11 protein-coding genes and 1 pseudogene are annotated in these 11934 nt (G+C 57.2%); 7 read left to right on the top strand and 5 right to left on the bottom strand.

What is annotated here, in order from left to right:
* Positions 1–68: 68 nt before the first annotated feature.
* The 4 genes from RGR602_RS19950 to RGR602_RS19935 all read right to left on the bottom strand — a co-directional run bounded on the left by RGR602_RS19950 (position 69) and on the right by RGR602_RS19935 (position 3172).
* Positions 69–827 carry a phosphatase PAP2 family protein gene (locus RGR602_RS19950; protein ID WP_039846525.1) on the bottom strand — a complete coding sequence of 253 codons (759 nt, stop codon included), beginning with the start codon at positions 825–827 and terminating at the stop codon, positions 69–71.
* A 123-nt stretch (positions 828–950) separates the two neighbouring features.
* Positions 951–2063: a 3-isopropylmalate dehydrogenase gene (leuB, locus tag RGR602_RS19945; RefSeq protein WP_039846524.1), complete on the bottom strand. Its 1113-nt coding sequence runs from the start codon at positions 2061–2063 to the stop codon at positions 951–953.
* 180 nt (positions 2064–2243) lie between these two features.
* On the bottom strand, positions 2244–2852 hold the full coding sequence (gene leuD / locus RGR602_RS19940) for a 3-isopropylmalate dehydratase small subunit (RefSeq protein WP_039846523.1): 609 nt from the start codon (positions 2850–2852) through the stop codon (positions 2244–2246).
* Positions 2853–2941: 89 nt separating this feature from the next.
* Entirely contained in the window at positions 2942–3172 is a 231-nt protein-coding gene (locus tag RGR602_RS19935) for a hypothetical protein (protein ID WP_039846522.1), read from the bottom strand.
* Positions 3173–3283: 111 nt separating this feature from the next.
* Here RGR602_RS19935 and RGR602_RS19930 point away from each other — a divergent pair, with 111 nt between their 5' ends.
* Positions 3284–4207 carry an HpcH/HpaI aldolase/citrate lyase family protein gene (locus RGR602_RS19930; protein WP_039846521.1) on the top strand — a complete coding sequence of 308 codons (924 nt, stop codon included), beginning with the start codon at positions 3284–3286 and terminating at the stop codon, positions 4205–4207.
* Positions 4204–4410 (top strand): DUF1737 domain-containing protein, encoded by a 207-nt coding sequence (locus RGR602_RS19925; protein ID WP_022717565.1) that lies wholly within the window; start codon positions 4204–4206, stop codon positions 4408–4410. Before RGR602_RS19930 ends, RGR602_RS19925 begins: the two co-directional genes overlap by 4 nt.
* A 1-nt stretch (position 4411) precedes the next feature.
* On the opposite strand, the gene RGR602_RS19920 is transcribed toward RGR602_RS19925, so the two are convergent.
* On the bottom strand, positions 4412–4849 hold the full coding sequence (locus RGR602_RS19920) for a metallopeptidase family protein (protein ID WP_039846520.1): 438 nt from the start codon (positions 4847–4849) through the stop codon (positions 4412–4414).
* Between the two features lie 164 nt (positions 4850–5013).
* Between RGR602_RS19920 and RGR602_RS38515 the strand changes: the two genes are divergently transcribed.
* From RGR602_RS38515 to bfr, 5 genes and pseudogenes are all read left to right on the top strand, one after another.
* On the top strand, positions 5014–5958 hold the full coding sequence (locus RGR602_RS38515; protein WP_039847050.1) for an ImuA family protein: 945 nt from the start codon (positions 5014–5016) through the stop codon (positions 5956–5958).
* A gap of 40 nt (positions 5959–5998) precedes the next feature.
* A complete protein-coding gene (locus RGR602_RS19910; RefSeq protein ID WP_039846519.1) occupies positions 5999–7417 on the top strand; it encodes a Y-family DNA polymerase in 1419 nt (472 codons plus the stop codon).
* A complete protein-coding gene (locus tag RGR602_RS19905) occupies positions 7414–10869 on the top strand; it encodes an error-prone DNA polymerase (RefSeq protein ID WP_039846518.1) in 3456 nt (1151 codons plus the stop codon). The genes RGR602_RS19910 and RGR602_RS19905 overlap by 4 nt, the downstream gene beginning before the upstream one ends.
* A 146-nt stretch (positions 10870–11015) precedes the next feature.
* Positions 11016–11421: pseudogene (locus RGR602_RS38510) on the top strand ((2Fe-2S)-binding protein).
* Positions 11387–11872, top strand: a complete 486-nt coding sequence (gene bfr / locus RGR602_RS19895) for a bacterioferritin (protein WP_039846517.1) — start codon at positions 11387–11389, stop codon at positions 11870–11872. The pseudogene RGR602_RS38510 and the gene bfr overlap by 35 nt, the downstream one beginning before the upstream one ends.
* Positions 11873–11934: the final 62 nt, after the last annotated feature.

The following is an 11934-nucleotide window of genomic DNA, read 5'->3' as shown; positions in this document are numbered from 1 at the left end:
ATCCGTTAGAAAAGTGTTTTAGCAACAGCAACGGCAGCAGACGGTAACGACAGTTTTTTACGCAGAACTCAAATAAGCCTGCTGAGCCGTGGCACAGGCCAGCCTTCGCGACCGACAGCAAAGACCAGGCCGAAGCGGGCAAAGAGGATTGAGACGGCAAATGCGAGCCAGGCACCGAGTGCCAGTCCCGCTACGACATCGCTTGGATAATGGACGCCGATGATGATGCGGGTTGCACCGAGCCAGAGCCCGATACCGATGAAAATGAGCCTGACGTGCGGAAAAAGGAGGATGAGTGCCACAAAGAGCGCGCCGATATTGGCCGAATGACCTGATGGGAAGCTCTGATGCAGGAAATCCATGTTCAAGGGCGAGAAACTGAAAATGCCCTCCTGCTCATAGATAAGCGGACGCGCCCGCCCGATCAGGAATTTCAAGGCGTTGGCACAGACACTGGCCAGGATGACGGAAAGCCCGACATATGCCGTCATTTGGACGAAATAGGCCATGCGGAATTGACGGCGGACCTTCCAAAGCCGTCGGCGAACGGCGTAACCGGTAGCAAGAACGGTGCAAAGCCCCGCAAGGATCCAAGCAAGGCGGCCGATATCCGTTACGTCGCCGGCGATCGATACCAAGGGAGGCGAGAGGCTTTTGGCTGCCTGTCCGAGCGGTCTGTCGAAGACAAAAAAGGCAATGACGACCACATTGATCGCGGAAAGCGTGAACGCCTTCCAGGGAACTCTGCGATGGATCGTGCGTCGGGCGTCGTAGCGCTTGCAAAGATAGGATCGGCAGCCTGGTTTGTGATCGGCGGTATTGCTCATTCCATTCCTTCGTCGTTTTGCCCTTCGTCGTTTGCAGGACATAGGAACCGGAACTGATACCTTCAATAAAAAGCCCTCCGTACCGATAGATACGAAGGGCGGAGAAGCGTTTCACGTGAAATATCAGGCAGAAAGCGTCTTGAACTCGGCAAGGATCGCCTGGCCCATTTCGACAGTTCCAACCTTGTTGGCGCCTTCGGCCATGATGTCGGCCGTGCGCATACCCTTGTCGAGAACGTTGGCGATCGCCCTCTCAAGATTGTCGGCTTCCTTCACGAGGTTGAAGGAATAACGCAGGCACATGGCAAAGGAGGCGATCATCGCAATCGGGTTGGCGATGCCCTTGCCGGCGATGTCGGGAGCGGAGCCGTGGACCGGTTCGTAGAGCGCCTTTCGTTTGCCTGTCTTGCCATCCGGCGCACCGAGAGAAGCAGACGGCAGCATGCCAAGCGAGCCGGTCAGCATCGCCGCTACGTCGGAAAGCATGTCGCCGAAGAGGTTGTCGGTGACGATGACATCGAACTGTTTGGGCTGACGTACCAGCTGCATGCCGCCGGCATCGGCCAGCATATGCTCCAGCTGGACGTCGGAATATTTTGCCTTGTGCGTCTCGGTCACGACCTGATTCCAGAGCACGCCGGACTTCATGACGTTGCGCTTTTCCATGGAACAGACACGGTTTTGACGGGTTCGGGCCATTTCGAAGGCGACGCCGGCGATGCGTTCGATTTCATAAGTGTCATAGACCTGCGTATCGATGCCGCGTTTCTGGCCGTTGCCAAGATCGATAATCTCCTTCGGCTCGCCGAAATAGACGCCGCCCGTCAGTTCGCGGATGATGAGAATGTCGAGACCTTCGACAAGTTCAGGCTTCAGCGAGGAGGCGGAGGCAAGCGCCGGATAGCAGATTGCCGGGCGCAGGTTTGCGAAGAGTTCCAGGTCCTTGCGAAGGCGCAGAAGACCCGCTTCCGGGCGCACTTCATAAGGCACGCTGTCCCATTTCGGACCGCCGACTGCACCAAAGAGAACGGCATCCGCCGCCAGCGCCTTTTTCATGTCGTCTTCGGAGATGGCCGCGCCATGCGCATCGTAGGCACTGCCGCCGACAAGGCCTTCACCGATGGCGAAGCCGGCGTTCATCGCCTCGTTCATGTAAGCAATGATCTTGCGGACCTCGTCCATTGCCTCGGGACCGATGCCGTCGCCCGGCAGCAGGAAAAGATTGCGCGCTGTCATGAAACCCTCCGCGGAAAAACAAGCTGCGGCTTCTTAGACCCCGCCGGACGCCATTTCAAGGAACAGAACGGCTGAATCGGTACGGTTTGCTGCCTCACGATGGCGATGTGAATCCTGGCTTGGAAGCAAAGAAAAAGCCGGGTAGAAGCCCGGCTTGATCGCATGCTCGCGTTCGGGCGATTAAGCTGCCCAGGGACGCGACGCGGCGTTTGACTTTTCGAACCTGTCGATCGCAGAGGCCTTCTCCAGCGTCAGGCCGATATCGTCAAGGCCGTTCAGCAGGCAGTGGCGCTTGAATTCGTCAAGGTCAAACTTGATCGAACCACCGTCCGGGCCGGTGATTTCCAGGTTTTCGAGATCAACCGTCAAGATGGCGTTGGAACCGCGCGAAGCGTCGTCCATCAGTTTGTCGAGGTCTTCCTGGCTGACCCTGATCGGGAGAATGCCGTTCTTGAAACAGTTGTTGTAGAAGATGTCCGCGAAGCTTGTGGAGATGACGCAGCGGATGCCGAAATCGAGAAGCGCCCACGGGGCATGCTCGCGCGAGGAACCGCAGCCGAAATTATCGCCGGCAACGAGAATCTTGGCATTCTGATAAGCCGGTTTGTTGAGCACGAAATCCGGGTTCGGCGTGCCGTCTTCGTTGTAGCGGGCTTCTGCAAAGAGGCCCGTGCCGAGGCCGGTGCGCTTGATGGTCTTCAGGTAATCCTTGGGAATGATCATGTCCGTGTCGATATTGACGACCGGGAGGGGTGCTGCAACGCCCGTGAGCTTCACGAACTTTTCCATGGAAACCTGCCTTTGTATGCCGTTTTTCAACGATTGCTCCGGCAATAGAGCAAAACGCCGTAAAAATGAAGGAGAATCTTGGGGCGCGTTTAGAGATCGATGATCGTGCCGCGGCCGTCGTTCCAGATGCGCATTTCGCGCTTTGGCTGAGCCTTGGCGCGGACGGGCGCCGGCTTCATCTTCATCGAAAGCGCGCGGCCAGCCATCAGCACGGTCAGGATACCGCCAACGGCGAGCGTCACCGAAAAGGTGAGAGCAGCGAGCGCCACGAATACAGTGATCCCTGCCAGCATGAGGAAGATGGAGCGTATATTCTGCATGAGTTTAGACCTTTCTTCGAAAGGAATGTGGTCCTTGTTTTTTATTTCTGCAAGTCAAGCATGGCTTTTTGTTGTCTTGTCACTCTTCACAAAGCTTGGCACACATTCGTGATGAGCCAGAATTCGCCCATCCGTTCCTTCAGTTTGCACCGCTCTGTGCTGAGCGTTCCCGCAATCAATCTCCGAGCGCTCGAAAAGACCCATGCCCTCGATTGCGATGCCGTCATTTTCGATCTCGAAGATTCCGTGGCGCTGGAGAAGAAGGAGGAGGCCCGCGAAAACCTGAAAACCTTCTTTTCGGGCAAGCCGCTTACGAACAAGGAAAAGATCATCCGCATCAATGCACTTTCGTCGGCTTTCGGCCATGCCGATATGGAGCTAGTACAGGCGCTTCGGCCAGATTCGGTACTTTTGCCGAAGGTGGACGAACCGCAGGATGTCATGGCCGTGAGCGACCTTCTTGCTGATGCGGATGCACCAGAGACCTTGCGTATCTGGGCGATGATCGAGACGCCGCGCGGTATCTTGAACGCGGCGGCAATCGCAGAGGCTGGCCGCACCCTCGGCTCGAGACTCGATTGCTTCGTCGTCGGGCTGAACGATCTGCGCAAGGAGACCGGCGTTCTGCCTCAACCGGGCCGAACCTATCTCGTGCCATGGTTGATGCAGGTCATCCTCGCCGTGCGCGCCTATGGTCTCGATGCGATCGATAGCGTTTTCAATGATTTTAAGGAAGTAGATGCCTTCGAGGCCGAATGCGCGCATGCCCGGGCCATGGGCTACGATGGCAAAATGCTGATCCATCCGATGCAGATCGAGGCTGCCAACCGGCACTTTGCTCCCGATGAGGCTGCCATCCGGGAGGCGGAAGAAATCATTGCCGCTTTCGCCGATCCTTCGGCCGAAGGTCTCAACGTCATCACCTTGAACGGTCGGATGATTGAGCGGCTGCATCTTGTCCAGGCGGAAAGCCTGGTCCATAAAGCCCGCCTGATTTCCGAACGCCAGACTATTGAACGAAAGCCTTTATCATGAAGCTCTATCGCCTTTTGACCGGCCAGGACGACGCCGCGTTCTGCCATCGCGTAACCGATGCGCTCAACAAGGGCTGGTCGCTTCACGGTGCACCGTCGCTGACCTACAATATTCAGACCGGCCAGGTGATTGCCGGCCAGGCGATCGTCAAAGAGGTCGAAGGCAAGGATTATCATCCGGAGATGAAGCTCTCCGAGCAATAGGTCAGCGCTCGACGGCCTCCTCGACGCTCGCTTCGATCCGCTCCATGTCGTCATCGCTCAGCCCGAAATGGTGACCGATCTCATGGATGAGAACATGGGTGATGATGTCTCCGAGCGTTTCATCGTTTTCCGCCCAATAATCCAAAATGGGACGCCGGTAGAGGCGGATACGATTGGGCATCTCGCCGGTCTCGACCGTGAAGCGCTCGGAAATACCCCGGCCTTCGAAGAGGCCAAGCAGGTCGAACGGCGTTTCCAGCGCCATATCCTCGAAAACATCGTCGTCGGGAAAGTCTTCGATTTCGATCGTTAGATTGTCGGTGAGCGAGCGGAATTCATCCGGCAAGTGGCTATAGGCGTCCATCGCCAGGGACTCGAATGTGCTGAGCGTTGGGGCATGGCGGTCCCGCCAATCCTCGCTCTTGTCTATGCGGGCCATGAAAATTCCCTTCCTTTGGCGCCCATATAGAACCTTTGCGGGTGATTTTCGAGTGTGGAATCAAAGGCAGGAATAAATTCATAAGAATTGGGTGTTGACTCTTTTAGAAAGCTCTGGAATCCATAAGAACATAACAGGAACAATCTGACTTTGGAGTGAACGTCGTGGCGCAGACGGCCGTGGCGCGCGAGCAGCTTTGTGCGCTCCGCGAAACCATTGCGAAACTCGAAGGCAAGCCGGCACCGACGCTTGCGGCGGCGGCGCAAGAAGCTTTTGCGGCTGGTGATGAAACCTATTTAAGACCTGCAAACACGCCGCTGCGTCTGTCCTTTGACATTCCCATTCTCGATGAAGCGCTTGAAGGCGGTCTGCCGCTTAACGGCATTACCGAAGTCCGGTCTTCGATGCTGCGGGATGCGGCCGGCCCCAGCGGTTTCGTGCTGGCGCTAGCCGCCTGGCTGCAGCGGCAGGAGACGGCGGATGGCATGCCGGTTTTTTGGATTGGTGACAGAATATGCACAATGGAAGCAGGGCATCCCTATGCTGTGGGCCTCAAGGATTTCGGATTGGAGCCGGAACGCTTTCTCATGGCCTCGCCACACAAGCTGGAAGAGGCGCTGTGGCTTGCCGAAACGGCTGTCGAAAGCGGCCTCTTCCCAGCCACGATCCTGGAGGTGCGCGGCAATCCGGTCCAATTCGGTCTTACAGAAAGCCGGCGATTGAGCATGCGGGCAAGGGCTTCCGGCCGCCCGCTTTTTCTGTTGCGGCAGGGAGGCGAGGAGGAGGCGAGCAGCGCCATTTTCCGATTGCGTGCCGAACCTGCGCCAGCCAGCGCACGGCCTCTGCCGGATGGTTCGATGTTAGATGGCGGCATCGGCAATCCGGTTTTTCGTCTCATCCTGGAGAAGAGCCGCAACCCGGCTCCCCTCTCCTTTCTTCTGGAGTGGAACCCTCATGACCGCCGGTTTTTGCCCGTTAGCCAACCAGAGCGCACTCGTTCTCCAGGCGAGCAATCAGCGCATTCTGTCGCTCAGCTTTCCCCACCTTCCAACCGACAGGATCGCCCGCAAGAGGTGGGGTCTATCCTGGCGTTCGGCCGGACGCCCTGATGCGCCGCCGATCGTCTGTTCTGGACGGCTCGACAATGCCATGCGGCTAACGGCGCTCGACGAGGTGGCGGAACGGATCAAACTGAAAAAAAACCAGGGAGTGGCCGAAGCGCGTGCCATATACCCGCTTCTGGATGTCATCGAGGAAGACCTGGCGGCCGATCGTCGGCTTCTCGAGGGCATCGCTGATTGGTGCGACCGTTATACGCCGCTGGTGGCATTCGACGGCAAGGACGGGCTGTTTCTGGATATTACCGGCTGCGCCCATCTCTTTGGCGGCGAAAGGGCCATGCTCACGGATATCCTTTCCCGGCTCTTCCATATGGGGTTCGATGTCCGCGGCGCGATCTCTTCGTCGCCGGGCCTTTCCTGGGCCGTTTCCCGATTCGGGGATGGTGGCGTCATCGAAACCGATCAAATGGAACATGTGCTGGCACCACTGCCGGTCGCAGCCCTTCGGCTGGAGGAAGCGACCGTCGAGGCACTGAAGAAGCTCGGCCTCAAATATATCGTCGACCTCCTGTCTACTCCACGCGCGCCGTTGGCCCGCCGTTTCGGCGCGCAACTCCTGCTCAGGCTCGACCAGGCGCTTGGAGTGGAAGAGGAGCCGGTTTCCCCGCGGCGGCCCGTTGCCAGTCTTTCCGCCGAACGACGCCTCATAGAGCCGATCGGTACGGAAGAAGATATCCTCGCCCTCACCGGCCAGATCGCCCAATCACTGAAAGCCTCGCTTGAGGCACGCGGCGCCGGCGGCCGTGTATTCGAACTCGTGCTGTTTCGCGTCGACGGCAGGGTCTTCAGGATTCCCGTCGGCGCCTCGCAGCCTCTCAGGGATCCGAAGCATATCGCTTCGCTTTTCAGCGAGCGTCTGCAGGCAATCCACGACGATCTCGATGCCGGCTACGGCTTTGAAATCCTGCGGCTGAATGTGCTGCGCCATGATCCCTTCAATGCGACGCAGGGGGATTTCGAAGGAAGCCGACAGAGGGAGACATCGCTTGCGGCGTTCATCGACAAAATCGCAGCCCGCCTCGGCGCCGATTGCCTGCAGAGATTTCAACTGCGCGAGAGCCATGTGCCGGAGCGGGCGGCGATTGCAATTCCCGCCATGGAAGGCCTTCAGGCACACCGCAAGGCGGAGGAAGGAAATCCTTTTCCTTCCAGATGTGAGCGTCCCCTGCGGCTTTTTACCAGGCCGGAGCAAGTGGAGGCCCTGCTTGCCGAAGTGCCTGACGGTCCGCCGCAAATCTTCCGCTGGCGGCGCATGCAGCATCGCGTGGCAAGAAGCGAGGGACCGGAGCGGCTTGCCATGGAATGGTGGACCGATGGCGCGGATGCCGAGCCACGCGATTATTTCCGAATAGAGGATGATGCCGGTCACCGCTTCTGGATCTATCGCGAAGGTTTTTACGGGCATGAACTTCCTCCTCGCTGGTTCATGCATGGGCTCTTTGCATGAGCACGACGCCCGCATTTTTCGAAATTGGTGCGAGAACGAACTTCTCGTTTCTTGAAGGAGCCTCCAGTCCCGAGGAGATGGTGGTGCAGGCAGCTTGCCTGAAGCTCGGCGGACTCGGGATTGCTGACAAGAATTCGGTTGCCGGGGTCGTGCGGGCACATGCGCAGGCGGAGGAGATCAGGAAAAAATTCGACAGGAAGGAAGCCGGCCTTCTGGAAGAGGACGAGAAGAAGCAGATCATTCCCGATCCAATCCGCATCCAGCCAGGTGCGCGTCTCGTCTTTTCGGATGGAACTCCGGATGTTCTTGCCTATCCACAAAACAGGCGAGGATGGGCGCATCTCTGCCGTCTTCTGAGCGCCGGGAATCTAAAGCCGGAGGCGGAGAAAGGCTCCTGCATTCTCACCGAGGCGGAGATCATGGAATGGGGAGACGAGATGATGCTCGCCCTTGTTCCTGACCGGCTCGTTGTGAATGATGCCGTTGGTCAGCTAGCATTTGAGAATTGCCTGCAGCGTTTTCGAAAACGCTTTCGGAAGAAGGTCCATATGGCGCTAGCGCCGGCTTATGATGGCCGCGACAAACAGGTTTTTGCAATCCTTTCCATGCTTGCCGCCCGCAACCGCATTCCGCTGATCGCGACCAATCAGCCTCTTTATCATCATCCAGACCGGCGGCCTCTCTCCGATATCGTGATTGCGATCCGCAAGCATGTTCCGATTGCCGAAGCCGGTTTCCTTCTGGCGCCGAATGCAGAGCGCTATCTCAAGGGAACGCGGGAAATGGGGCGCCTCTTCAAGGACTATCCCGACGCGATCGACAATACACGCGCATTCTTCTCCAGCTTGACCTTTTCGCTCAAGGAGCTGGAGCACAATTATCCGCCTGAAAACGATCCTGGCGAAACGCCGTATGCAACGCTCGAACGGTTGACTTGGGCCGGAGCTGCAAAGCGCTACCACCCGCAGCCTGTTCCGCAGAAAATCGTGACACAGATCGATTATGAACTGGATCTCATCAGGCAGAAAAACTACGCTTCCTATTTCCTGACAGTTTACAAGATCATTCAACACGCCCGCTACAAGCTCGGGGTTCTGTGCCAGGGCCGCGGATCGGCTGCGAATTCGGTCATTTGCTATTGCCTTGAAATAACGGAAGTCGATCCGAACAAGGCCACCTTGCTTTTCGATCGGTTCATCTCGATGGACCGGGACGAACCGCCGGATATCGATGTCGATTTCGAGCACGACAGGCGCGAAGAAGTCATCCAGTACATCTATAAAAGATACGGTATAGAGCATGCCGGGCTGACAGCGGGGGTGACCACCTATCGCACCCGCTCTGCTGGCCGCGAGGTCGCCAAGGCCTTCGGGCTTTCGGAAGATGTCCAATCGGCAATCAGCAGCCTCGTCTGGGGCTGGTCGGAAGACAATCTGTCGAAGCGCGATGCAAAGGCGGCCGGTCTCGACATGAGCGATCCGGTGACGAAGAACGTCCTCAGATATGCGTCCGAGCTACTCGGCTTTCCGCGCCACCTTACCCAGCATGTCGGCGGATTTGTCATCACCCGGGACCGGCTCGACGAAGTCGTGCCCATCATGAAGACGGCGATGCCGGACCGCTACATGATCGAGTGGGACAAGGACGATCTCGACAATGTCAAGATTCTCAAGGTTGATGTTCTGGCGCTTGGGATGCTGACCTGTCTTCGCAAGGCCTTCGAACTTCTTCAGCTGCACTACGATGTGAAGAAAACGCTCGCCGATCTCGGCAACAAGGAGCATGGGGAGGAGGGCAAACCGGTTTACGAGATGATGTGCCGGGCCGACACGCTGGGCGTCTTCCAGATCGAAAGCCGGGCGCAGATGAGCATGCTGCCGCGACTGAAGCCAAGGGAATTCTACGATCTCGTCATCGAGGTGGCAATCGTCCGGCCGGGGCCGATACAGGGCGATATGGTGCACCCCTACCTCAAGCGACGGGAGCAGAAAACACCCATCGAATATCCCAGCAAGGAATTGAAGGCGGTGCTGGAAAGAACCCTCGGTGTTCCCCTGTTTCAGGAGCAGGCAATGCAAATTGCTATCACCGCTGCAGGCTTCAAGCCGGCGGAAGCCGATCGGCTTCGACGGGCGATGGCGACGTTCAAGAGAACCGGCACGATCGGCAATTTCGAGAAGCGATTCATCGACGGAATGGTTTCGAGAAACTATTCGTCTGAATTTGCGCGGCAGTGTTTTAATCAAATCAAAGGCTTCGGCGAATACGGCTTTCCGGAAAGCCATGCGGCTTCCTTCGCGTTGCTCGTCTATGCTTCATCTTGGATAAAGGCCTACTATCCCGATGTCTTCTGTGCGGCGATGCTGAACTCGCAGCCGATGGGATTTTATGCGCCGGCGCAATTGGTCCGGGATGCCAGGGAGCACGGCGTCGAAATTCGTGCGGTGGATATCAATCGTTCGGATTGGGATTGCCTCTTGGAGGATGCGCATTTCGACAAGTCAAAGATCGACTTCCGGCACAGGGACATGCACAAGATCATCCGGACGAAGAGGGCGGTTCGCCTCGGTTTGCGGCAGGTGAAGGGCCTTTCCGGCGACATGATAAAGGCGAAATTGATCGCAAATCGAGGTGCCGGCTATAGCTCGATCCGTGATCTATGGCTGCGCTCGGGCCTCGAAAAATCGGATATCGAACGGCTGGCAGATGCCGATGCGTTCGGTTCCATCGGCTTGTCGCGGCGAGAGGCGCTCTGGGAGGCGCGGGCGCTTGATGTGAAAAGTGCCGCAGAGAGGCTGCCTTTGTTCGATCGGGTGTCGAATGTCGATCTCCAAGTCGAACCGAGGGTGACACTGCCCGAAATGCTGCCAGGCGAGCAGGTGGTCGAGGATTATCGCTATCTCTCGCTGTCACTGAAGGGGCACCCGATTTCCTTCCTGCGAGAGGATTTCCAAAGAGCAGGGATTACACGCAATGTCGATCTTCTGGCCGTGCCGAACGGAAAGAGGGTGACGATTGCCGGGCTGGTGCTGGTGCGCCAGCGCCCGGGCTCGGCCAAGGGCGTGATCTTCATGACGCTTGAGGATGAAACGGGTGTTGCCAATGCTATCGTTTGGAAAAACGCCTTCGAGAAATACCGCTCGGTTGTCATGGGGGCGCGGCTCGTGAAAATCCATGGCAAATTGCAAAGTCAGAGCGGCGTCATTCACACTGTTGTCGAACATATCGAAGATATGACACCCGCTCTCGGCCTTCTGCAGAAGGAGGTGCAGCGCTTTGGTCTTTGCGAACGCGCCGACGAGGCTATGCGGCCGACGGCCGATCCGCGTGGAAAAAAGATAACGCATATCCTAAAAAAGGCGGCCATCGAACGGCGAGTGATATCAACAAGCATTGAGGCGAATGCTGGGGAGACCGCAAAGGTCATGCCGAAGGGGCGCAACTTTCATTGATGGGTTAGCGATAGATGATGTTGCCCATGTCAGCGTGCCCAGCCATGAGACACCCCACGCGCCCAGTGATTGCCCCCGTCACGTTTATGTCCGCGGGGACGCCAGTGCGATCAGGACCGAGATGGTCCGTTCAGCGGTTCCTCTTCCTGGCCGCGCCTTCTACCTCGATTTTTTTCTTGACACGCACCATCTTCTTTTGCAGAAAACACGATAGTCAGTGTCATGTTTGGAAATGAAGACGTGCTCGTCTGCAGTTGCAACTATATAACCGACAAGGAAATCCGGGAGGTCATCAACGACCTTCTCGATGAAGACTGTTGGCAGCTTATCGTGCCTGCGAAGGTCTATCATGCGATGGAAAAGCGCGGCCGTTGCTGTGGTTGTTTCCCCAACGTCGTCAACCTCATCATCCAGACCACCGAGGAATATCATGCCCGTCGCGACTCGACGGATGACGAGATATTTGATTTCATGTCCCGCCTGAAACAATTCCATGAAGAAAACAGGAGAGCGGACATTGAAAGGCGACAAAAAGGTCATCGAGCGGCTTAACGAGGCACTTTTCCTCGAACTCGGCGCAGTCAACCAATATTGGGTTCACTACCGCCTGTTGGAAGACTGGGGCTATACCAAGCTTGCCAAGAAGGAGCGCGCCGAATCCATTGAAGAGATGCATCATGCCGACCGTCTTGTCGCGCGCATCATCTTCCTTGAGGGGCATCCAAACCTGCAGACGCTTGCTCCGCTGCGCATCGGCCAGAACGTCAGGGAAGTTCTGGAAGCCGATCTTGCCGGCGAGTATGATGCCCGCACAGCTTACAAGAAGTCGCGTGACATCTGTCATGACGCCGGTGACTATGTCTCCATGAAGCTCTTCGAGGAGCTTCTTGCCGATGAGGAAGGCCATATCGACTTCCTCGAAACGCAGCTCGAGTTGCTCGAGAAGATCGGCGAAGCCAAGTATGGCCAGCTGAACGCCGATTCTGCCAACGAGGCCGAGTGACTAAACCTTCAAAACCAACCGGCCGCAAATATGCGGCCGGTTGGTTCTTCACGTCGAGGACG

Source organism: Rhizobium gallicum bv. gallicum R602sp (assembly GCF_000816845.1).
Taxonomy (GTDB): Bacteria; Pseudomonadota; Alphaproteobacteria; order Rhizobiales; family Rhizobiaceae; genus Rhizobium; species Rhizobium gallicum.
This window is presented reverse-complemented; position numbering and strand designations above follow the sequence as displayed.

Coding starts and splice junctions, on each gene's coding strand:
- RGR602_RS19930 (WP_039846521.1), top strand. CDS start 3,284: ATGAGCCAGAATTCGCCCATCCGTTCCTTCAGTTTGCACCGCTCTGTG.
- RGR602_RS19925 (WP_022717565.1), top strand. CDS start 4,204: ATGAAGCTCTATCGCCTTTTGACCGGCCAGGACGACGCCGCGTTCTGC.
- leuB (WP_039846524.1), bottom strand. CDS start 2,063: ATGACAGCGCGCAATCTTTTCCTGCTGCCGGGCGACGGCATCGGTCCC.
- RGR602_RS19950 (WP_039846525.1), bottom strand. CDS start 827: ATGAGCAATACCGCCGATCACAAACCAGGCTGCCGATCCTATCTTTGC.
- RGR602_RS19920 (WP_039846520.1), bottom strand. CDS start 4,849: ATGGCCCGCATAGACAAGAGCGAGGATTGGCGGGACCGCCATGCCCCA.
- RGR602_RS19905 (WP_039846518.1), top strand. CDS start 7,414: ATGAGCACGACGCCCGCATTTTTCGAAATTGGTGCGAGAACGAACTTC.
- leuD (WP_039846523.1), bottom strand. CDS start 2,852: ATGGAAAAGTTCGTGAAGCTCACGGGCGTTGCAGCACCCCTCCCGGTC.
- RGR602_RS19935 (WP_039846522.1), bottom strand. CDS start 3,172: ATGCAGAATATACGCTCCATCTTCCTCATGCTGGCAGGGATCACTGTA.
- RGR602_RS19910 (WP_039846519.1), top strand. CDS start 5,999: ATGCGGCTAACGGCGCTCGACGAGGTGGCGGAACGGATCAAACTGAAA.